Source organism: Lacrimispora indolis DSM 755, from assembly GCF_000526995.1.
Lineage (GTDB): Bacteria > Bacillota > Clostridia > Lachnospirales > Lachnospiraceae > Lacrimispora > Lacrimispora indolis.
Genome location: NZ_AZUI01000001.1, coordinates 83,632 through 105,025 on the forward strand (window position 1 = coordinate 83,632; position 21,394 = coordinate 105,025).

General features: G+C 47.3%; 18 protein-coding genes. 2 read left to right on the forward strand and 16 right to left on the reverse strand.

All coding sequences use genetic code 11. From position 1 onward, the window contains the following. The 16 genes from K401_RS0100440 to K401_RS0100515 form a co-directional block, all read right to left on the reverse strand. Entirely contained in the window at positions 1-810 is an 810-nt protein-coding gene (locus K401_RS0100440; RefSeq protein WP_024291111.1) for a putative hydro-lyase, read from the reverse strand. A gap of 31 nt (positions 811-841) precedes the next feature. Beyond that, positions 842-1,870, reverse strand: a complete 1,029-nt coding sequence (locus tag K401_RS0100445) for a 5-oxoprolinase subunit C family protein (protein WP_024291112.1) — start codon at positions 1,868-1,870, stop codon at positions 842-844. Between the two features lie 4 nt (positions 1,871-1,874). Continuing rightward, complete coding sequence (pxpB, locus tag K401_RS0100450) at positions 1,875-2,564, reverse strand: 5-oxoprolinase subunit PxpB (RefSeq protein ID WP_024291113.1); 690 nt, start codon at positions 2,562-2,564, stop codon at positions 1,875-1,877. After that, positions 2,552-3,643: a DUF4392 domain-containing protein gene (locus tag K401_RS0100455; protein WP_330362343.1), complete on the reverse strand. Its 1,092-nt coding sequence runs from the start codon at positions 3,641-3,643 to the stop codon at positions 2,552-2,554. Before K401_RS0100455 ends, pxpB begins: the two co-directional genes overlap by 13 nt. 6 nt (positions 3,644-3,649) lie before the next feature. Beyond that, positions 3,650-4,507: an aminotransferase class IV gene (locus K401_RS0100460; protein WP_024291115.1), complete on the reverse strand. Its 858-nt coding sequence runs from the start codon at positions 4,505-4,507 to the stop codon at positions 3,650-3,652. Beyond that, positions 4,504-5,166: a cytidylate kinase-like family protein gene (locus K401_RS0100465; RefSeq protein WP_024291116.1), complete on the reverse strand. Its 663-nt coding sequence runs from the start codon at positions 5,164-5,166 to the stop codon at positions 4,504-4,506. Before K401_RS0100465 ends, K401_RS0100460 begins: the two co-directional genes overlap by 4 nt. Before the next feature lie 12 nt (positions 5,167-5,178). After that, a complete protein-coding gene (locus tag K401_RS0100470) occupies positions 5,179-5,877 on the reverse strand; it encodes an ABC transporter ATP-binding protein (RefSeq protein ID WP_024291117.1) in 699 nt (232 codons plus the stop codon). Beyond that, positions 5,870-6,655, reverse strand: coding sequence for an ABC transporter ATP-binding protein (locus tag K401_RS0100475; RefSeq protein ID WP_198018289.1), 786 nt, complete (start codon positions 6,653-6,655; stop codon positions 5,870-5,872). Before K401_RS0100475 ends, K401_RS0100470 begins: the two co-directional genes overlap by 8 nt. Positions 6,656-6,678: 23 nt before the next feature. Continuing rightward, on the reverse strand, positions 6,679-7,695 hold the full coding sequence (locus tag K401_RS0100480; protein ID WP_024291119.1) for a branched-chain amino acid ABC transporter permease: 1,017 nt from the start codon (positions 7,693-7,695) through the stop codon (positions 6,679-6,681). An 11-nt stretch (positions 7,696-7,706) separates the two neighbouring features. Beyond that, positions 7,707-8,597: a branched-chain amino acid ABC transporter permease gene (locus K401_RS0100485; protein WP_024291120.1), complete on the reverse strand. Its 891-nt coding sequence runs from the start codon at positions 8,595-8,597 to the stop codon at positions 7,707-7,709. Between the two features lie 105 nt (positions 8,598-8,702). Next, positions 8,703-9,935, reverse strand: a complete 1,233-nt coding sequence (locus K401_RS0100490; RefSeq protein WP_024291121.1) for an ABC transporter substrate-binding protein — start codon at positions 9,933-9,935, stop codon at positions 8,703-8,705. A gap of 668 nt (positions 9,936-10,603) precedes the next feature. Then, positions 10,604-12,679, reverse strand: a complete 2,076-nt coding sequence (locus tag K401_RS0100495) for a DUF6259 domain-containing protein (RefSeq protein ID WP_024291122.1) — start codon at positions 12,677-12,679, stop codon at positions 10,604-10,606. Positions 12,680-12,707: 28 nt separating this feature from the next. Further along, the gene (locus K401_RS0100500; RefSeq protein ID WP_024291123.1) at positions 12,708-14,783 is read right to left on the reverse strand and encodes a beta-galactosidase; all 2,076 of its coding nucleotides are present in this window, start codon (positions 14,781-14,783) and stop codon (positions 12,708-12,710) included. 14 nt (positions 14,784-14,797) lie between these two features. Further along, positions 14,798-16,372, reverse strand: coding sequence for an extracellular solute-binding protein (locus K401_RS0100505; RefSeq protein WP_166435250.1), 1,575 nt, complete (start codon positions 16,370-16,372; stop codon positions 14,798-14,800). Positions 16,373-16,420: 48 nt separating this feature from the next. Then, positions 16,421-17,317, reverse strand: coding sequence for a carbohydrate ABC transporter permease (locus K401_RS0100510; protein ID WP_024291125.1), 897 nt, complete (start codon positions 17,315-17,317; stop codon positions 16,421-16,423). A gap of 11 nt (positions 17,318-17,328) precedes the next feature. Continuing rightward, complete coding sequence (locus K401_RS0100515) at positions 17,329-18,267, reverse strand: ABC transporter permease (RefSeq protein WP_024291126.1); 939 nt, start codon at positions 18,265-18,267, stop codon at positions 17,329-17,331. A 363-nt stretch (positions 18,268-18,630) separates the two neighbouring features. Between K401_RS0100515 and K401_RS0100520 the strand changes: the two genes are divergently transcribed. Both K401_RS0100520 and K401_RS0100525 read left to right on the forward strand, forming a co-directional pair. Continuing rightward, the gene (locus K401_RS0100520; protein WP_024291127.1) at positions 18,631-20,484 is read left to right on the forward strand and encodes a class I mannose-6-phosphate isomerase; all 1,854 of its coding nucleotides are present in this window, start codon (positions 18,631-18,633) and stop codon (positions 20,482-20,484) included. Next, positions 20,471-21,373 carry an ROK family protein gene (locus K401_RS0100525; RefSeq protein WP_024291128.1) on the forward strand — a complete coding sequence of 301 codons (903 nt, stop codon included), beginning with the start codon at positions 20,471-20,473 and terminating at the stop codon, positions 21,371-21,373. The genes K401_RS0100520 and K401_RS0100525 overlap by 14 nt, the downstream gene beginning before the upstream one ends. Positions 21,374-21,394 lie beyond the last annotated feature (21 nt).

Genomic DNA, 21,394 nt, shown 5'->3' on the forward strand with positions numbered 1-21,394 from the left:
CTAATTTTTTAATTCCGCATTTTTCAGATCCGTAATAAACATGTGCCCCGGGGCGTGGGTGATCACAAACGGGGGTCTGCTGTTCATGACCACTGCCTGTGGTGTTACCCCACAGGGCCAGAAAACAGGCACCTCTCCATCATATATGGTCACCGGGTCGCCAAAATCCGGTTTGTTAATATCTTTTATGCCAAGGACTTCGGGATAACCGATGTGAACAGGCGCCCCATGGACTCTTGGCATGGAGGCGGTAATGGCAACAGCTCCGGAAACTTTACGGTGGGGAATTGGCCTCATGCTTACTACCATGGTGCCGGAAAACACGCCTGCCGGTGTGCAGGGAATGTTGGTATGGAACATGGGAACATTCACTCCCTCATCAATCTGTCTCACCGGTATTCCTGCCTCTAAAAGTGCTGTTTCAAAAGAAAAACTGCAGCCAATGAGAAAGCTTACCAGCTTTCCCCTGGTTCTTTGATACTCCTCAAACAATTCTGATACATCGGTGTATTCACCGGTGCACACGCCGTATTCATACAGCCGGTATCTGGGAATGTCCCTTGTGATATCGCTCTCTTCTGCTGTCAGGGGAAAACTCCTGCTTCCTGCATCTGATACTTCCAGAAGGGGGCAGGCTTTGGGATTCCTCTGGCAGAACAAAAGAAAATCCCAGGCCAGTTCTTCAGGAAGAATCACCAGATTTCCCTGGGCATAACCGCCGCACATTCCGGTGGTTGGCTCCTGGATCACGCCCTGCCTGATCAGACGGCGGACTTCTTTTGGTTCCCTGTCTTTGTATTCAAGTCCCATGTTATTTCCTTCTTTCCTGTCTTATGGCAGCTTACCGGTAAACAGCGTTCATAAGCCGTTCCTTTAATTGATTCAGCTTTTCATTTTCCCTCCGGCAGATTGCCACAGCCTCACCTGGGGTCACATATTGGAATGCCACCGATTCTCCTGGCTTTAGCTGTGCCAGTGCAGGGATATCCGTGCTGATCACTGTGGCAATTTTTGCATATCCTCCGGTGGTCTGATGGTCTGCCATCATAACCATGGGAAGTCCAGAAGATGAGATCTGAACCGAGCCTTCTGCAATCCCATCGGATATGATATCAGCCCCCTTCTTCATTTCTATGGCTTCTCCCTCCAGCCTGCAGGCCATGCGGTCGCAGTCCCGGCTTAAGCGGAAAGAGCTCCTGACCAGGGTGCTAAGTCCCAGCTTTGTAAAGGCGTCCTCCTGAGGGCCTGCTACTGCACGCAAAAGAACCATACGGTCATTTCCGTAAAAGCGGTAAGGCGTTGATGAACGGCGCAGCCATGGTTCCTCTTCTCCCAGGGCTGCCAGCTTCTCATTTCTTTTTAATTTCTTTCTTATTTTCTTAAACTTCCCGCGGCTTTTTTCTGACTCCAGGCGGTCCCCTTCAAGGAGCGCCCTTCCCTCTAAGCCTCCCATTCGGCATTTTAAATTGGTGGAACGGCTTCCCATGACAACAGGAACCTGGATTCCTCCATAAACCGCCAGGTAGGTCCGAAGGCCGGAGACCGCAAAGTCCATAGTCAGAATATCTCCTGTCCGAACCAGAACCGGGGAGAACATGGGAACCGGGTTTCCGTTTACACAGGGTTTCATATCCCCTCCGGCAAGAGCAATGATCTCATCAGAGGTGAAGCGGATCTCTCCGCCCTTTAATGTGAATTCCAGAACTGCTGATGTTTCCGGTTCTTCAAAGTTTCCGGCCAGGAGATTGGCAAGCTTCATGGAATACTTATCACAGGCTCCGCTTTCCTGGAACCCCTGGCTTAAAAAGCCTCTTCTCCCTTTATCCTGAACCGTAGATAAGGCTCCCGGACGCAAGATTTCTAATCCCACTGCGTCACCCCTTTTCCTGTTTTCTGCTTATTTCTTCAAATTCTTCCTGACTGATGGGCACAAAGCGAATGGAATCCCCCGCTTCATAAAGAGGTCTTCCCGCCTGCTCCGGCTTAAAAAGGCGGTAAGGCGTACGTCCGATCAATTGCCAGCCTCCCGGAGAATCCATGGGATAGATTCCCGTCTGCTCTCCTCCGATTCCAACGCTTCCCGCCGGAATCCTGGTTCTGGGTGTCTTTAACCGGGGAGTGACAATGCTTTCATCCATTCCGCCAAGATAGGGGAATCCAGGTAAAAAGCCCAGCATATAAATACGGTAATCCCTGCCCGAGTGAACCCGGATCACCTCGTCCTCTGTCAAGTTTCCATGGGCTGCAACAAAAGGAAGATCCGGTCCAAAGCTGCCTCCGTAACAAACCGGAATTTCCACCAGCTTTCCGCCTGTCCCTGTTTTGCCTTCCAGAGATTCTGACAGTTTTAAAAGAACCTTTGATACAGCGTCAAAATCCGTTTTCAGAGGATCATAGAAAACAAGTACAGAACAAAAAGCAGGTACTGTCTCAAGAATCCCTTGGGGCGAAAGCTCACTGATTTTCCGGTTTAATTCCATTACCTTTGAATTTACTGACTCATTGATGGAATCACCCAGCTCCGCCAGAACACCGCAGTCACCAACAGCCTTTATTTGAACCATGGTCCATCTCCTTCTTCAAAAAACCCCTTTTTCAGTACAGAGCCAAACCAGTGATCGGAATTATGGGAATACCGCACCGCATAAGCCGTACACTGGCGCATCAGGCTGACAATTCCCGTATTCAGCCGGATGTTGAACCCATCAATTCCAGGAATCAGAGATCCGGTCATATCAATCAATCCGGTTCTTGACGCCACTCTCATCAGCTCTGCTTCCATTTCTTCCCTGTGGAGAATTTCCATGTCCCGCTTTAAATATGCCAGAGCCGCGATCAAACCGTAGCAGCCCCAGTCAGAACAGGTTGCCGTAATCACATGGTCCGCTCTGCTGGCTGCCAGAATTCCGCCTCCGCAGCCGCACACGCATTCTCCGGAAGCAGCAAAGGGTATGTATTTTTTAATATGGTCTGCAATTGCCCCCATACCGATTTCATTGCCCAGATCACCGATGGCAATATTTAAGACTCCCTTTTTCCGGAGTATTTCCCATAGCACATCTGTTTTCGCTTCCAGTTCCGTTACATTGTTTCCGGCTGCATTGTGATACACACCGTTTTCATTGGAACCTGGGGCCTCCACAGAAATTACTGCTCCGGGAAGTCCTTCCTTTATCAGCCATTCTGCTTCAATTTCCGCCCTGTCCGGATTTTTTGTAAAGGCCATCACTCCCATGCTGAGAGGAAGCTCTCTTACAGTCCCTATATCCTGGTAAATATGAAGGCCTACCACGCCGGCACACTTTTTTACGGATTTCACACAGTCCTCCGGGCAGATGATGACAGGCTTTGCCCCAAAAGCCATAACCAGAGCCCGTGCCAGAAGCATAGAACTGACCATTCCATCCATTTCCGGCTTCTTATGAGGCAGCAGTACAAATCCTGTCAGAATATAAACCAGATCATTTTCCTTTACCGTTTCACACAGTTTTTCCGCCGCTCTCATGGTGAGAGGCTCCCCCATCTGCTCCCGGCTCCCTGCATAAAGAATCCGGCACACCCCATAACCTCTTGGATCTAAATTCATAAGAGCATCCAGGTTTTCTCCCACATTTCTCTTTTCCAGTCCGCCTCTGTCCATCATTCACTCCTAATCAAATATGCTCTTTCTGCCTGTATACTCTAAATATTCTTCCAAAACAGCATCCTGAATCTTCTTTAAGGTTTCCGGATCTTTTCCTCCCACAGGCTTTCCGTCAATGAAGCCAGCATGAAGGCAGAAATTGGATGAAGAGGTCACGATGACCTCATCGGCAGCCATCAGTTCTTCCAGGGTAAAAGCCCGCTCCAGCACCTGGATCCCAAGCCTGTAGCAGGCCTGAATCATATGAGTCTTTGCAATCCCCCGAAGGATCAGATTATCGTTGGGATGGGAAAGAAAAGTTCCGTTCTTTAAAATGGAAACATTGCTGTGGGCGCATTCTGTAACCACATCCCCTCTGTGTAAAACAGTTTCCGCTGCTCCCGCTTTTAAAGCTTCCTGAGAAGCAATCACAGACGGGAGAAGATTTAATGTCTTGATATTGCAGTGGAAAAACCTGGTATCTTCCTTTGTTATCAGGCGGATGGCCACGTTTGGATCCTTCAGCTTATTAGGTCTTATCATGACCCATAGCTTTCCAAGCATTGCCTCATCGTAGATATGATCCCTGGGAGCAGTCCCTCTTGTCACCTGCCAGTACACAAAATGAGTATCCCCTTCCACCATGGAAAGAAGCTCGGTGAGAAGATTTCCAAGCTCCTCTTTTTCCATGGGAATCTTAATATCCAGGGCTTTGGCACTGGAATAAAAACGGTCCAGATGATCCTTTAAAAGATATACTTTGTGATTCCCCCCAACGGTGGCATCATAAACTCCATCTCCAAAAAAATGAACCCGGTCCTGAAAGGGAACCATCAATTCTTCAGGGGTTCCGATCCTTCCATCATAATAAGCAAGCTCTTTCATAATATCTCCTTTTCCTTGGCTCTGATCCCAAATTTCAGCTCCACGTATTTCTTTATTAATTCCACGCAATGATCCAGCCCCAGACTTTCCGTATCCAGGCAAAGATCATAATTTTCAGGATTCTTCCACAGCCTTCCGGTATGGTACACGTAATAGGAATTCCTGTATTTATCCAGTCTGTCTATATACTTTGCAGCCTCCGGCTGGGATATTCCCTGCCGCTCCATTTCTCTTTTTAAGCGGAATTCATAGGGGGCATCTAAGTACACGGACACTACATTGGGTTCATCCTTTAAGACAAAATCCGCCGCCCGGCCAATGCATACATAGGATTCGTGATGAAGAAGCTCCTGCAAAACCTTTGCCTGGTAATTAAAAAGGTTCTGATCTGATAAAAAATTACCGCTTTCCTTTGGAATGACTTCACCGTTATAGACTCTTTTTGAGGCACGGTATAAAAAGGTCTTTTTCGTGTTTTCATCTGCATTTGCAAATATCGCCTCATTGATCCCGCTGTCTTCCGATGCCAGACGCAGCAGTTTTCTGTCATAGACATCGATCCCGTAATCAGCCGCCAGTTTTTTCCCTATATAGCTTCCGCCTCCGCTCCCGCAGGTACGGGTAATGGCAATGGCAAAATACTTTTTATTCTCATCCATAGTCGTACCCTCCTATTGTCCAAGATATGCTTTCTTCACCCTGTCATCCTTTAGTAAATCTCCTGCACTGCCTTCAATGGTGATTTTTCCAGTTTCCATGACATATGCTCTGTTTGATACGGATAAGGCCATTTTTGCATTTTGTTCCACCAGTAGAATGGTAATTCCCTTTTTATTCACTTCTCTGATAATAGAAAATATTTCCTTTACCAGCAATGGCGAAAGTCCCATAGACGGTTCATCCATCAGGATCATTTTGGGTTTTGCCATAAGAGCCCGGCCTACGGCAAGCATCTGCTGTTCTCCGCCGGACAAGGTTCCTGCCAGCTGTTTTTTCCGCTCTTTCAAACGGGAAAAGCGTTCAAATACATCTGCCATATTGGCCGCCATGTCTTTTCCATCGGTAAAAGCTCCCATTTCCAGATTCTCTTCTACTGTCATCTGGGGAAAAATATGACGCCCTTCCGGCACATGTGCCAGCTTTAAATTGATGATCTTACTTGGTTCTGTTTTAATCAAATCGGCTCCGTCAAAGTTGATTTCTCCCTTGTCAGCCTTTTTTAGACCTGAAATGGTTCTTAAGATGGTGGTCTTTCCTGCTCCGTTGGCACCGATGAGAGAAACGATTTCTCCGTCATGAACTTCTAAGGATACGCCGTGAATGGCTTCAATGGCTCCGTAAGATACTGCCAGATCCTTTACCTTAAGCATCTTCCTCTACCTCCTCATCGTCTTTTCCCAAATAGGCTTCAATGACCTTTGGATGATTGGCAATCTCCTCCGGAGTTCCGGCAGCAATGGTGGTGCCGAAATCAAGGACTGAAATCCGTTCACAGATTTTCATGACCAGGCTCATATCATGTTCAATGAGAAGCACGGAAATCTTAAATTCATCCCGGATATAGTTGATAATTTCCAAAAGCTCTTCCGTTTCCGTAGGGTTCATCCCTGCCGCAGGTTCATCAAGAAGAAGGAGCTTCATATCCGTAGCCAAGGCCCTTGCTATTTCCAGACGTCTCTGTTCTCCATAGGGAAGATTTCCTGCTTCATAATCCTCTTTTCCCCTTAGATGCACGATCTCAAGAAGTTCCCTGGCCTTTTTTGTCAGCGCTTCTTCCTGCTTCCAGTAAGACGGCGTACGAAAAACAGCATGAAATAAGTTATAGGAAAGCTTGGCGCTCATGGCTGCTTTTACATTATCAATTACGGTCATTTTCTTGAATAACCGGATATTCTGAAATGTTCTTGCAATCCCTGCTTCAACGATCTGATAGGTCTTTTTTCCATTCATACACTGACCATTTAAATAAAAAGATCCTTCCGTAGGTTTATAAACGCCGGTGATCAGATTGAACACAGTGGTTTTTCCCGCACCGTTTGGCCCGATCAGCCCTACCAGCTCTGATTCTCCGATTTCCATATTAAAGCTGTCCACCGCTTTTAAACCGCCGAACTGGATTCCTAGGTTCTGCGCCTTTAATACCGGCATGGTTTTTTCTACCCCTGTCATAATTATACACCTCCTTCCGTTTTTTTCCGACTCTTTTTCCATTCATCCTTTTTTCCTGTCAGCCGTTCATATACACGAATGAGGGAAAACTCCCATGCCCCAAAAATACCGCCCGGCTTAAAGATCATAACCAGTACCAATACTACAGAGTATGCCAGCATGCGGTACTGGGAGAACTGGCGCATCATTTCCGGCAGGGAAGAAAGAAAAGCCGCTCCGATAATGGAGCCGGTAATGGAACCGATTCCTCCGATGATCACCTCTGAGAGAAGCTCTGCGGAGTACATGAAGTTAAAATTCGTGGGAATCATGGCTGTCATGTAATGGGCATAAACTCCTCCGCCGATTCCTGCAAAGAATGCGGCTACGGTAAAAGTAAGTACTTTATAATAAGTCACATTGATTCCCGATGCAGACGCCGCTATGTAATCTTCCCGAATGGCTTTCACCGTTCTGCCAAAGCGGCTGCGTACGTACATATACATGACAGTGATGCAGATCACCATAATCCAGAAGCTCCAGTAGAAGTTGGAAAGCTTCAAAATGCCGCTCATGGTCTTTCCGCCGCCGGTAATAGAAAGATTGCAGAAAAGAACACGGATGATCTCAGCAAAGGCAATGGTCACAATTGCAAGATAATCCCCTCTCAAACGGAGGGCCGGAATTCCGACCAGAACTCCTGTCATGCCGGCTGCAATTCCTCCCGCCAGAAGAGCGATCAGGAATAAGGCAATATCCGGCAATCCTTTTCCGGCAAGTCCATTGGACACTATGGCTGAGGCATATGCCCCAACGGATACAAACCCTGCATGGCCTAGGGAAAATTCACCCATACAGCCCACCACCAGATTTAAGGAAGCCACCATAATGATCGTATAGCAGGCTGTTGTGCTGATTCCCTTGATATACTGGGTGGACATACCAAAAACTTTGTTTTCAAAAAGCAGGACAAACAGGAGAAAAACTGCCACAACTCCAAGGAAATTAAGGAAATAAGAAACTTTAAACCGTTTTTCCATAATTCACCCCCTTACACTTTCTCGCCCACATTCTTGCCAAGAATGCCGGACGGTTTCACCAAAAGAATCACAATGAGAATGGCATAGGTAATCGCCTCATACCAGCCTGGTGCAAAAAGCTTTACAAATATCTCAATCAGACCGACCAGAATCCCTCCAAGCATTGCTCCCGGAATGATTCCGATTCCTCCAAGGACAGCGGCAATAAAGGCCTTAAGGCCCATCATGGAGCCCATGTCATTGGTGACGCGGGGATATTTGGCACAGTACATAAGGGCTGCAACTGCCGCCAGTGCGGAACCGATGGCAAAGGTCATGGTAATCACCTTATTAACATTGATTCCAGCAAGAATGGAAGCATCCCGGTCCTGGGGCACTGCCCGCATGGCTTTCCCCATCTTGGTACTCTTTATGAATATCTGAAGACCTGCCATCATAACCACTCCGATACCGATAGTTAAAATAACATTTAAGGGAAGGGCCACTCCCAACACGTTTACAGAGGGCAAATCAAATATCTTCTGGACATTATGGGGCTTGGCGCCAAAGAGGACCATGGCCAGATTTTCAAGAAACAGACTCATGGCAAGCGCTGTAATAAGGGCCGACATGGAGCCTGCCTTGCGGACCGGCTTATAGGCGATCACCTCAACCAGAACCCCCACCAGCCCGCATATGACCACTGCTAAGAAAACGGAAATCCATGCAGGCATTCCTGCATGGATCATCAAAGGAATGGTATAAAATAAAGTATAGGCTCCAATCATGATAAAATCGCCATGAGCAAAATTAATCATGCGGATGATTCCGTACACCATGGTGTAGCCAAGAGCAATCAAGGCATAAATAGCGCCCTGGTTCAGTCCGTTTATCAGGCTTTGAAAGAATAATGAAAATGTCATAGGATCTTCCTTTCTCAAAAGGAAAATGTGCACTAAAGACCATTCAAGCCTTTATGCACATCTCCTTATCTTTTTTTCAGACCTTCCTGTAAGATTTATGCTGATTTATTCCTTTGTTCCTTCCGGTGAAAGGGTCATAAGCCATTTCACCTTTCCGGCTTCAAAGGTATTGATCGCTACGGATTTCTCCGGATCACCATTTTCATCCATAGTAAAGGTTCCTCCCACACCTGTGAAAGTCATTCCCGTCATTCCCTTTACCAGGGAAGCCGTATCAGATGCTCCGCCGTTTTTGGCTGCTTCCACAAGCATGTAAATGGCATCATAGTAAAGAGCCGCACAGGCATTCAAGCTTTCCGTACCGTATTTTTCCGTATATTTTGATACGAAATTAACTACAGCCGGAGCGGTATCTTCTGAAGAATAGTGGTTGGTAAAATAGCAGTTCTCAAATTTATCTTCAAAGCCTGCCGTATCCGTACCATCCCAGCCGTCGCCGCCCATAATGGCTCCGTCAAAGCCTGCATCCCTTGCCGCGCCTACCAAAAGGGGAACCGTATCAAGGAATGCGGGATAAAACAGGAAATCTGCTCCTTTTGCCACCGCCTGGGAAGTCTGGGAAGAAAAGTCCGTATCCTTTGTGGTACATTCTCCCACATAAACCACTTCAATTCCGTTTGCCTCCGCATTCTCAATAAATGCGTCCTTTAAGCCGTTGGAATAATCATCATCCTTGGCATAAATAATGGCAGCTTTTGTCCAGCCCTTTTCCTTTGCAAACTGTGCGGCCATTTTGCCCTGATACGGATCAATGAAACAATTCCTGAAAATAGTGGAGCCTTTTAAGGTTACATCTTTATTAGTAGCTCCTGTTGCCAGAAGGAGCATATTGTCTTTGGAAGCCTGCTCGGCAACCGGAAGGGTGACGGAGGAAAAAAAGCTTCCCACTATGGCACTGGGCCCTTCCTTCATCAGACTGTTGTAAGCATTAATTGCCTGCTTGGCATCCCCGCCGTCATCTACGATTTTTCCGCCGTTTACTATTTCAACCTTGTAGCCGGAATCACCTGAGTTGACTTCTTCAACCGCCATGGTAATGGCATTCTGTGCGCCTTCTCCATAAACAGCAGAACCTCCTGTGACAGGACCAAACACGCCGATCTTAATGGTTTTCCCGTCCCCTGCTTCCGCAGAAGGCGCTGCGCCCTGGGAAGATTCCGAACCGGCTGCGGTTGTACTTCCACCTGCAGCGCTCTGCTGAGCAGAAGAGCCGCAGCCGGCAAGAAGTGCTGCCGCCATTGCTGCCGTAAGAGTTACGGCTAAAAATCTTTTTTTCATAATCGCTTCCTCCTCAATCTGTTATCATTCAAACGAACAGAAACAAATAGAAAACCAAAACAAGGAGGCTTCCCTGAAAATGCAGGGAAAACCTCCTTGTTCTCCTTAAGAGCTTTATTTGCTTTATGGACCTGGATCCTATGCATGGAAAATAGCCGGCCCATAAGCAAAAAGAGCCGCAACCGTACTGTGTACGCTTGAGACTCCATTGTTCTCTCGTCTGATATGTTGGTAGGATTATAACATTTACTTTATTAAAATTCAAGTGATTTTGCCAGCTTTGTGTTTTTGACGGTCATGACTTAATTTTCTTAACTATACAGGCCATTTCTGTAAACTTTGGCGATATTGTTGTGATGTTATTCCATTGGGCCTAATGTTTCACATCCCCCACCACAACTTCGACTGCCATGATTATGACAGACTATTCGCAAAGCGTGCGGTGCATCGTATATATCTAAAATTCTAAGAGGCCACAACACTGGAAAATGCCAAACCAGCCTTTGGAACCTGTAACATGTCAAACTTTACACCCATTCTGTGCCTGGCGGAGTAATTATCGGGGAGTTTTTAGCAGTGAGTATAATATGATAGGATTGGGTTTCCTTAAGCTTATGGAGATATGGCTTGAGGACGGCGATATCACCGTCCTCCAAATTACATATATCTTATATCCTCTCATATATAGCTATGAGCAGTTCCTGGCTTTCCATCCGATCGGGAAGCCCGTCTCCCGTTCCGTGAATGCCGGATACCTCCTTTAACCGGAAACCTGCCGCTTCCATGCAGACTGCTTCGCTGCCTTTTGTATCATTCCACAGAACAACTGCCAGCGCACGGTCCTTTTGAAAGCCCTTTGCAATGATCGCAGGATTGCGGTTTGTTAAATGTTCTTCATCTGTAAAAATTCCGTGGCCTAAAATATCCCAATACTTTTTCCGCAGATCCGTAACCTGTTTCGCATACTCCCGTTCTATGGGCCAGCGGTCTGTCAGGATATCGTCACAGTCATCCTGATACCGGATTTCCATTTCGAACCGGAAGCCAAAGGTACATGCATAGTTTGCTTTTCTTACGGATATGAAAGGCGCACTGTTCCGTATGGTTATGATGGTCTCCGGAAAGGTATAGCGGAACAGCTCCGGATAATTGATTCCATCTCTTAAGCGCTCTCCTTCTGCGGCGGCTTTTCTGTCTCCTTCTTCGGAGGGAAGCGAGTTTATACCGTGTACGCAGTCAAGATAAACGGAATAGATATCCGTAATGTGTTCGCTGAAAAAGGCAAATTCCTGCCCGTATGATTTCACCCGGCTGCGGATTCTGGGCAGAAGCTGTCTTCTGCCTCCGCTTAAGGACAGGGATGGCTTTCCTTTTTCATGAGGATGGCTTTCATCAAAGCAGGGGTAAGGATGCATTCCGCCTATCTGGTCAAATAAGACACCGTCAGGGCCAAAGGAAGCGGCAAAATCTGTCTTTTCCTCCATCAGTTCCTGCCATTCAGGACAGGAAGGACAGGAGATGGTAAACAGCTTGTTGGTGTAACAGCCTAAAAAGGAGCTTTTGTGAGATTTACAGTAGTATTCGTAATAAGGCATTCCTGTGCGGCTCTTCGATTCCAGCTTATGCCCCTTAATTTTATAGAATTTCGCCGTAGGATCCAATAAGTGACCTTGCTGATACAAGGTTACATGTCCCCCTGCCTCTTTGACCTTTCCGATGTTTTCCATCAGCTTTTCCCGGCCTCCCATAGACACTCCAACCTCTAAATCGGGATACTGATTATCATGGCCGCTTTCATACCATCCGAAAAGTCCCAGCGTATCGCAGCCATGGGCCTGGGCCAGCTCATACAGCCTGGGCAGCTGCCCGTAATCCCACATCTCATATCCGAACTGCTGTTTGTTGATCACCAGGAAGTATCCCTGCATATCCTGCACCCATTTCGATTTTTCCCGGGGCACTCTAAAGGAGGAAGCCCAACTGTTATACTCCTTTGCACCTTGCCGCCAGCTTCCGGTGTACAGGCTTAAAACGTAAGGCGGACATGCCCAGGTCTCCCCCGGTTTGACAAATGCCAATTTGTCATATATCAAGGTTATGGCTCCCCTGTCTGTACCGCTTCCCTGTGCCCGCATCACAGAGGAATAGTATTCTTCATCATGACCGGAAAAATAAAGGGTCTCCTCTCCTCCTGTCAGCGCCATCCACTGCATGCTTCCGTCGCTGCCCGGGAATCTGGTATAAATGCTGTTGGGATATATTTCCCTGGTTAAGGGCAGGTCACTTAAATACTCCCCGATGTTGGGATAACACATTCCTGACTGTACCGGCCATAAAAGGGATGGTGGCTGATTGCCAATGGATTTTATGACCCCGATCCTTGGATATTCGAAGTCGATCACTTCACAATCCCCGGTTCTGTTTTCAATGACCGCATCAAACCTTATCAGCTCCTCCTTCAGGGAAATGATGAGCTTCAGCCCGATATCGGCATATTCCTTTGTATGATTCACAAACAGGCTGGAATAGGTAATTTCTATGGCGCCTTCACACTCTGTCACGGCAGGGCTTTGGTCATGGCCCCAAACAGGATTTTCCCAGCACTCTCCCTGCTTTAGATTCATCATGAAAAGATCCTCTGCCGGTCTGTCGATCACATTGCCCCTGCTGCAGTTTTCCAGAAATGCAAGCCTGCCTTTTTCATCAATCCCGATTGCCATGTACCGGTTGCTTATTTTTATCATAATTCTACTTCCTCCGTCTGCTTCTGATTCACTCATTGCGCTCCATGATTCCCCTGACTTTCGTGGGCGTTTTTATGCCTCTCACATATTCATACATGTGATGGCCTGTGTGTTCCAAATGGGATACCAGCGGCTCAAACTGGCGGTTGCAGATATCGATCAGGCCGTGCTCCATGCACTCCCCGTCAAACCTCCCCAAAAGAGGCTGATCGTTCATCTCAAAGTAATGGGCTCCCACACAGTTCTTATGGCTCATGGCTCTCTGCAAATAGTATTCCAGGGCCTTTCCTCTCTCCTCCTGATTGGGGGAAGCCAAAAGTCCATGAGATAAATTGCCTTTATCCCCTCCTCCAATATGCCACTCTCCGATAAGCATGGGCACATCTTCCTTTTGGCTGCACAGTTTAAGTCTGGACTCCGGTTCCTCTTCATAACAGTTAAAGGAAAATACATCGTGTTGCCGGCAGCCTCCCATAATTCTGATATCTGCTTTCGAATATCGCATTCCTAAGTCCAGGTGGTTGGAATCTCTCTTTTTCAGTTCCTCTGCAACCACACTTTCATACATTTCCACCAGCGTATCGTGAAGAAAACGGAAGTCCTCCCCGGCACCGTCTGACCACTGATCAAGAGCTTCTCTGGGGACATATAAATCTTCAAAGGCCGACATTTTTACATCCCAGGAAGCATTCAGGGCCTCTATTGTCCCATACTTCTCCTTTAGCAGCTCAACCAGCTTCTTTTTGCTCTCCAGGCATTGGGGATGGGAAAAAGTCCGTTCAGCCAGATTCACCTCCTGAAACCTCCATTCGGGTTCATTGTTGATGAAATAGCCTATCATATAGGGATTATCTGCAAACGGTGCCATTTGCCTTCTGGCAAAGGCCTCCGCCTCCGACCGGTACTCTTCTGAGTAAACATCGGGGAAATCACGGAAGATCTTTTCTTTTGTCTGAGGAAATTCCTTCAATGTCCATACAAAGGGAATGTTGGCTTTTTCCAGATATTCCATGACCCGCTCATCAAAATAGTTATTCACACCCACTCCTATGGTATTAAACCCCCACCGCTTCAGCCTGGCGGTATTTATGGTATGCCAGGCCTCCCACCATTTGTCAGGTCCAAAGGCCCGTATCATATTGGCCCTGGCAAAATTAAACATCTTTCTGTTTTTGCCGGACTCCTTTCCGTTGCGTTTTACATACTCCGCTATCTCACCGGCATTGGTCCATGCCTCCCGATATACCGGATCATCCTCCTTTGGCAGCCAGGAATACATCTGCTCCATACCGTCCACAAAGCCGAATACGCCCATTCTGGAACCATAGCATACTCCATTGGAAAAAAAACCGTATCCGTCGGGATCCACCAGCCACCACCGGTCATGGGCATGTGTCAGGCGGAAGTACCCTGTCTTCTCAAAAACTACGGCCTTGCAGCCCCCATACCGGCTGAAGCCTTCCGGATAATCAGATTCTGCCTTTGCTCTTTCATAGGAATACTTTAAGTAAGAAATCAGCTCCTCTTCCGAGTGAGTCTTTGTATCCCAATCCTTTTGAATCCACTGGCCAAACTCATCCACCATGAAAGGCCCTTCCACCCGGATATCCGGCACGGTATCTGTTAAGTATGCTGCTTTCAGCCTGATGCCGGAAAATTCTCTGCTATAGCCCGGATGAACCAGAACCGTGACCCGTTTCATCTCTGAAAGTTCTGCCGGAAGCCCTGTGCAGTGCCCTTTTAACATTCCGGGCATTGTTTTTAAAAAGTACCTGACGGATTTCAATTCAGAAAAGTCCACCAGTAAGGTCACATCCTGTGTGGGAATCATCTGGTAGCTTAAAACATTGTCCGGCTTCTCTCCCTCTCCTTTGAAAAAACATAGATCCACACAGGCCATGGCATCCATCCCGGCCTTCAGTTCCAAAACCAGATAAGAATACCGGCTCCATATGCGGACGTCGTCTTCACTCATTAAGTCCATCTCCACGAACCCGCATTGATCCGGGGATACCACCAGCTCTCCCGGGTTCAATTCCGGCTCCATCCTCCCCGCTCCACGTCTGACGGGAAGGGCCCCAAGGTCTAAATATAATTCTTCCATTCCCAATAGCTCCTTTACCGGTTCTGCTCTTTCCAGAGCTCTGTCACTTCTTTCTCCCAGTCGCTTCCGCCTACATTTTCCCATTCTTCCATATAATTATCAAATACGGTCTTGATGTCATCCTTTGTCGTCAGCAAGTCCGCAAGCATTTCGTTTATGACCTGGTCCATATCCGCTCCGTTTTCCACTCTCACTTCTGACGTGGCGGTGACATAGGCCCAGTCGATCCCCTGGTCCCAGGCCTGGTTCACTCCCTCTCTCGTCTGCTCGTTTAATGTGCGGTACTGGGCGTTGTCTGATGGTTTAAACAGCAGCCAGTAGCAGAAGCCGCCTGCCGCCCTGTGGGTCGCATTGTCCTTATACTGGTCCAGATATTCAAACTGGCCCTTTTCCTGATCGGTCCACCGGTACATGGTGTCTTCTACCCCGAGGAACAGGAGATCGCTTCCTTCCGGGCTCATGCAGTAGTCTGCAATCCTGGCCGCTCCTTCCAGGTTCTTGCTGGAGGCGGAAAACACCCAGCCTGAGGTCAATTCCGGATAGACTGCCGGCACTCCGGATTTTCCATCCGGCCCCTTTAAAACGGGGAATCCAAAAACAGGTACGGGGTCCTCCGTATAGCGGACCGGCATCCAGTTATTGGTGGGACCCACGCATTCCCACTCCATGCAGCCTGCCACTCCGGTCCACAGCTTTCCGAACATATCCATTTGGGGAATGGTCACATAATCCGGTTCTGTAAGGCCGTCATCAATCAGAGTTTTGATGTAGGCAATTGCTTCTAAAAATCTGGGATGCTTTACCCATGTGGTGACTGTGCCATCCTCCAGTTCAATGGTCTTTCCCTTTGGGATTCCATAGGCTCCGAAAATGCTTTGAAAAGCTCTGCCGTCCTCGTTTGTCAGATTATTTAAATTAAATGCATATCCATACGTATCTTTCTGCCCGTTTCCATCCGGATCATCATAGGTAAATGCACGCATGACCTCACGAAAGCTTTCCAGGTCATCCGGCATCTCAAGCCCTAAATTCTTCAGCCAGTCTGTGCGGATATTCACATTATTGGCCCAGTTCTTTGCAGGAGAAGGCACCAGATAGATTCCATCCTCATTTACAGAGACCTTACGGATCATATCCTTTGTATCTTCCATGACATTGGGTGCCTTCTGGGACAGCAGCTCCTCCACATTCGCCAAAATCCCATTTTTCTTATAGTCGGCCGCATCCGCAAGATTACCGCACCAGAAAATATCCGGCACCGTGCCGGCGGCGATCATGGTGCTCAATTTCGTATTGTAATCGCTTTCAGGCAGGTAGATGATGCTTATTTTTGTATCCGTCTTTTTTTCCAGCTCCTGTATTACAATATTATCTGCATCCGGAGTGTTATCTCCGAAAAGCATGATCGTGATCTCTGCGCCATTGTCAGAGGTCCACCCGGATGCTGCATCTGATACTTCTGCAGCGCTGTCTGACGTACCTTTTGCCGTATCCGGCTGCCCTCCGCTTCCCTTGCAGGCTGCAAGGGACAATGCCATCATTGCCGCCAGTACGGAACAAGCAATTCTTTTTCCTTTTCTCCCAGTCATAATCATACTTTCCTTCCTTTCATTGTTCTTTTATTTTTATGGCCGCACCTATCCTTTGACGGAACCGACCATCACGCCCTTCGTGAAATATTTCTGCAGGAATAAGTACACAAGCAAAATAGGAATAATGGAAAGCGAAATCACGGTCATCTTCATGCTTTCCTCTGTCACCGCCGCCGCGGCGCTTAAATCCCCGGCCGCACTCAATGCCCCTTTCGCTCCCGTGGAGGAAATCAGCTGTCTTAAATACACCTGAAGCAGCTGAAGCTTCTGGTTATTGACATACAGTATGCCATCCATATAGGAGTTCCAGTTCGTTACCCCATAAAACATGGTCATGGTAGCCAGGGAAGCCTTGGAAAGAGGAAGCACGATCCTGCTAAGAACCTGCATATGATTGGCTCCGTCAAGCATGGCTGATTCCTGAAGAGAGTCTGGAATTGTCAGAAAAAAATTTCTCATGATAAACATATTATAAGGGCTCATGGCGGACGGAAGTACATAGACCCAGAACGTATCCAGCATATGGAGGTCCTTTAAAAGCAGGTACGTGGGAATGATTCCGCCTGAAAACAGCATTGTAAAAAATATAACGATCTGAAAGAATCTTCTTCCCCGAAAGTACGGCAGGGACAGGGGATAAGCGGTCAATACAGTAAGAACAAGGCTGATAAACGTGCCCACGACCGTCTTTGCAACCGTGTTTCCAAAGGCCACAAAAATCTGGGAAGTCTTAAATATCAGCTGATACGTCAGGAATGTGGGCTTTCTCGGAAGAAAGAAAAGTCCTCCGCTCATGGCCGCCCTGGAATCGGAAATAGAATACATGAATACATGCCAGAACGGATATAGGGTGGTTACTACCATCAACAAAAGAATCACTTCGATCAATAGGTTACCGGCCCGTTCGCCTGATACTCTCTTTTTTGATTTTACCTGTGCCATACTCTCTCCTCCTACATGATTCCGCTGTCCGGATCCATCTTAACAGCGATCTTATTCGTAATCAGCACCAGCACCAGACCCACCAGGGACTGGAAAAGGCCTGCCGCAGTGGCCAGTGAAAACTTTCTCTGCTCCAGTCCGATCCGGAACACATATGTATCAATTATATCCGCCACCGAAATAACGGCATCATTGGAAATGGCGTAAATCTGGTCAAAGCCTGCGTACATGACCTCTCCCACACGGAAGATGAGAAGGGTGATGATTGTGGCGCGGATTCCCGTAAGGGTGATGTGCCACATCTGGCGGAAACGTCCCGCCCCGTCAATGGCCGCCGCCTCATAAAGCTGCTGGTCAATTCCCGTAATGGCTGCCAGATAGACAATGGTGCCGATTCCTGCACCTTTCCAGATATGGGAGCCGACAATGACGCTGCGGAAAGTTTCCTTAGAGGAAAGAATGTCAGGCAGCTTCCCGTCATACCCCAGAAATTGAAGAAGCTGGCTCACCGCCCCTGTACTGGGAGAAAAAATCGCATACATCAGACCGTAGACCACTACCCAGGAAATAAAATTAGGAAGTATGACAGAGGTCTGCACCAGCCGTTTCATTCCGCTTTTCCGGACACTGTCTATCATAAGAGCCATGATAATCGGAACCGGAAATCCGAACAGGAGCTTGGCAAGGCTGATGACGATATTATTTTCCAGCGCCCGCTGAAAGGCCCTTGTGGAAAACAGTTTGGTGAAATTCTCCATTCCCACCCATGGGGCTCTGGAAATATCAGAAATTCCGTTATAATCCTTAAACGCAATAGTAATTCCGTACATGGGAAAATATTTAAAGATGATGATGTACAAGATTCCCGGCAAAATCATTGCATACAACATCCAGTTCCGTCTTAAGTACCTCAATCCTTTTCCGCCCCGGGCCTTTTTTAACCATGTCATGCTCCCACTTCCTTTTCTTATAAAATTCTCACGTTTTTGATAATCTCATTATAGTAACTGAGTTTTTAAAAGTCAATAGTTTTTATCATTTTTCGAAATATTTTTTGACATATATTTTCACCGTAATCTTTATTTTTCTATTTATTGTTAAAATTTTATCCAATAATATTTCTGTTTTTTTTATTTATTTATTTATTTTTTCTATATAAAAGGCTTTTTTCTATTTTTTTCTTTTTATGCCATTATAAAAATTTTTATCATAAATAGTATTTATTTTTGAAAATAATATTGCATTTATGAAAATAATCATGTAAAATGAAGTTAACAAAAAGTACTGTAATTTTTAGGAAAAGAGGTATGATTATGAGCTTTATGTTTAATCCCCACCCCTATGATGACCCCAAAGCGGTCAATCACATCCCCATGGGAGCAGAATTTTGTTCTTCCATTACAAAAACAACAGTTGACACGGCAAAGAAGCTGGTATCTGAGACGCAGCTCCTCCTTCAGGAGCAGAAATTCTGCGTCCTGGCAATAGACGGCTTTATCAGCGCCCCATTTGAACAGCTGGCCGGTCAGATATCCATTCAGGCAGCCTTAAAAGGGATAAAGGTCACCACCCTTTCCACGGACATGCTGTGGATAGAAAGCCAAAAGCTTCACGACAAGCTCCTTCCTTATCTGCCGGAAAACAGGGAAACGGATCCGGTTCTTCTTTACGGCCGACTGTATCAGGACGGTATGGAAGGCCTGATGGAACCGGATCAGATCAGCCATATGATACAAATGGCAGAGGACTTTAGGAGCCACGGAGACGGGCTCTTAATCGTGTATGGAAACGGAGCGCTCATCCCTGCCCTCCGCCCTTTCTATGATTTGAAAATTTATATGGATATGACTCAGAAGCGGACCATACTCAACATCAGGGCCGGGAAATGCGGCAACCTGGGAATCAAAGAGCAGGGAACCTATAATGAAATGATACGGCACAGCTATTACATCGACTTTGAGGCCAGCTTTCCCATCCGGCAGGAGGTCATACGGGACGGCATCATCAGCTATTATTTGGCAGGAGACAATCCGGATGGTATACAGATGATTTCCACGGAGCATTTAAAAGCCCTGTTTTCCACCATGACGACCTATCCGCTGCGCTGCCGTCCGGTCTATATTGAAGGCGTATGGGGCGGGTATTATGTCCAGCACTTACGCAGTCTGCCAAAGGAAATGAAGAACTGTGCCTGGGTCTTTGATCTGATCCCCATGGAGGTTTCCATTGTGGCCGACATGAAGGAGCTTATGATGGAATTCCCCTTTTACTGCTTCGTTCAAATTATTGGACCGAAGCTCATGGGGGAAGCTGCCGCCGAAAAATTTCACGGCTATTTCCCCATCCGCTTTAATTATGACGACACGTTTCATTCCAGCGGCAATATGTCCATCCAGGTCCATCCGGGCAGCAGCTATATCAGGGAGCATAATGACGAACTGGGACGCCAGGATGAAAGCTATTACATAGTCACTGCCGGACAGGAGGCCAAGACCTACTGCGGCTTTACCGAACAGGCGGACGTGGAAGATTTTATTGAAAAGACGAAGCGGGCGGAAAGAGAAAAGATAGGCTTTGACCACGATGAATACGTCCATTCCCTTCCGTCAAAGCCGGGCATGCAGTTCATGATTCCCGCCGGAACCATCCACGCTTCCGGGCGAAACCAGGTCATCCTGGAAATCGGCAGCCTTACCATTGGCTCCTATACCTATAAGATGTACGATTACCTCCGGCAGGACTTGGATGGCAATCTCCGCCCGATCCACACCTTCCACGGAGAAAAGGTCTTAGACAGAACCCGCAAAGCTTCCTGGGTGGAAGAAAACCTGGTTCAGAAGCCCAGGCTCCTGCGGGAAGGCACCGACTTTTTAGAATCTATCGTAGGGGAACATCCGCTTCTTTATTTCAGCCTGAGAAACGTACGCTTTACAAAGGGGTATGAAGATGAAGCAGCAGACCGCTTCCACGTTCTGGTTCTGGTGGAAGGAGAACAATGCATGATACGTTCCCTTTCAAGGCCGGACCGTTACTTTATTCAGGATTATCTGGATATGGTCATCGTGCCTGCAGGCTTCGGTCCCTATGAGGTGATCAACAGAGGGGATGGGGTTGTAACCATGCACAAGACCCTGTTAAAGGACGGATTTGAAAATGAAGAGCTCTGATTCCTGCATTCTTTCCGTGGATGGGGGCGGAACCTCCTTAAAAGCCGCTTTTGTATATAAAAATAATGTAATAAAGGATTCTTTTTTCTCCATTCCGGTCCATTCCGACGGAACGGAAGAAGAAATTCAGGAAGCCTTTTGGGAGCTGGGGCACAGCGCAAGGCTTATGGAAGAAAAACTGCAGGTGAAAGCATCCGGATGTGCATTCTGCATTCCCGGTCCTTTTGACTATGAAAACGGGCGGTTCTTCATGCACCACAAATATGAAGCAGTTTTCGGCAGTTCTTTAAAGCCCTGGCTGTTTAAGGGCATTGGCAGAGAATTATCCATATGCTTTCTCCATGATTCCACTGCGTTCCTTCTTGGAGCATGCGCCGGACTTTCTCCCCTTCCGGAGAGGCTCTGCGGCGTCATCATCGGAACCGGTCTGGGATTTGCCTCCATGGTTGAGGGACATATTTTAGAAAATCCCTCCGGCGGGCCCGGCATCAGTATTTTCGGCCGTCCCTATCTGGGAAAAACTGCCGAAGATTACGTTTCAAAGCGAGGGATCCTCCGCCGCTACAGGGAGCTCTCCCCCTTCTTACGGGAGGATACAGAAGTAAAGACCATTGCAGACCTTGCCCGCGGCGGAGAAAAAGAAGCACAGCAGGTGTTTATGGAAATGGGGACCCATCTTTCCGCCATCCTGCTGCCCATCGTAATGGAAAATGGATTTCAGCTGCTGTTTCTGGGAGGCGCCATATCAAAGTCCGCCGATTTATTTCTTCCGGCTTTAAAAGAAGGGCTTTTTGCTGCTCCCATGGAAATCCGCACCATTTCCGATTCTGATTCTGATTACGTCCCTCTGCGGGGAGCCGCACAATATTTATTTTCTAGTTACTATTGATACCATTATTTGATATAATAA

Excerpts from the sequence above, each read along its gene's own strand:
- K401_RS0100455 (WP_330362343.1), bottom strand. The coding sequence starts at position 3,643 with ATGATGGACAGAGGCGGACTGGAAAAGAGAAATGTGGGAGAAAACCTG.
- K401_RS0100475 (WP_198018289.1), bottom strand. The coding sequence starts at position 6,655 with ATGCCGGTATTAAAGGCGCAGAACCTAGGAATCCAGTTCGGCGGTTTA.
- K401_RS0100520 (WP_024291127.1), top strand. The coding sequence starts at position 18,631 with ATGAGCTTTATGTTTAATCCCCACCCCTATGATGACCCCAAAGCGGTC.
- K401_RS0100460 (WP_024291115.1), bottom strand. The coding sequence starts at position 4,507 with ATGAAAGAGCTTGCTTATTATGATGGAAGGATCGGAACCCCTGAAGAA.
- K401_RS0100515 (WP_024291126.1), bottom strand. The coding sequence starts at position 18,267 with ATGACATGGTTAAAAAAGGCCCGGGGCGGAAAAGGATTGAGGTACTTA.
- pxpB (WP_024291113.1), bottom strand. The coding sequence starts at position 2,564 with ATGGTTCAAATAAAGGCTGTTGGTGACTGCGGTGTTCTGGCGGAGCTG.
- K401_RS0100465 (WP_024291116.1), bottom strand. The coding sequence starts at position 5,166 with ATGGATGAGAATAAAAAGTATTTTGCCATTGCCATTACCCGTACCTGC.
- K401_RS0100490 (WP_024291121.1), bottom strand. The coding sequence starts at position 9,935 with ATGAAAAAAAGATTTTTAGCCGTAACTCTTACGGCAGCAATGGCGGCA.
- K401_RS0100500 (WP_024291123.1), bottom strand. The coding sequence starts at position 14,783 with ATGGAAGAATTATATTTAGACCTTGGGGCCCTTCCCGTCAGACGTGGA.
- K401_RS0100525 (WP_024291128.1), top strand. The coding sequence starts at position 20,471 with ATGAAGAGCTCTGATTCCTGCATTCTTTCCGTGGATGGGGGCGGAACC.
- K401_RS0100440 (WP_024291111.1), bottom strand. The coding sequence starts at position 810 with ATGGGACTTGAATACAAAGACAGGGAACCAAAAGAAGTCCGCCGTCTG.
- K401_RS0100495 (WP_024291122.1), bottom strand. The coding sequence starts at position 12,679 with ATGATAAAAATAAGCAACCGGTACATGGCAATCGGGATTGATGAAAAA.
- K401_RS0100510 (WP_024291125.1), bottom strand. The coding sequence starts at position 17,317 with ATGGCACAGGTAAAATCAAAAAAGAGAGTATCAGGCGAACGGGCCGGT.
- K401_RS0100480 (WP_024291119.1), bottom strand. The coding sequence starts at position 7,695 with ATGGAAAAACGGTTTAAAGTTTCTTATTTCCTTAATTTCCTTGGAGTT.
- K401_RS0100505 (WP_166435250.1), bottom strand. The coding sequence starts at position 16,372 with ATGACTGGGAGAAAAGGAAAAAGAATTGCTTGTTCCGTACTGGCGGCA.
- K401_RS0100485 (WP_024291120.1), bottom strand. The coding sequence starts at position 8,597 with ATGACATTTTCATTATTCTTTCAAAGCCTGATAAACGGACTGAACCAG.
- K401_RS0100470 (WP_024291117.1), bottom strand. The coding sequence starts at position 5,877 with ATGCTTAAGGTAAAGGATCTGGCAGTATCTTACGGAGCCATTGAAGCC.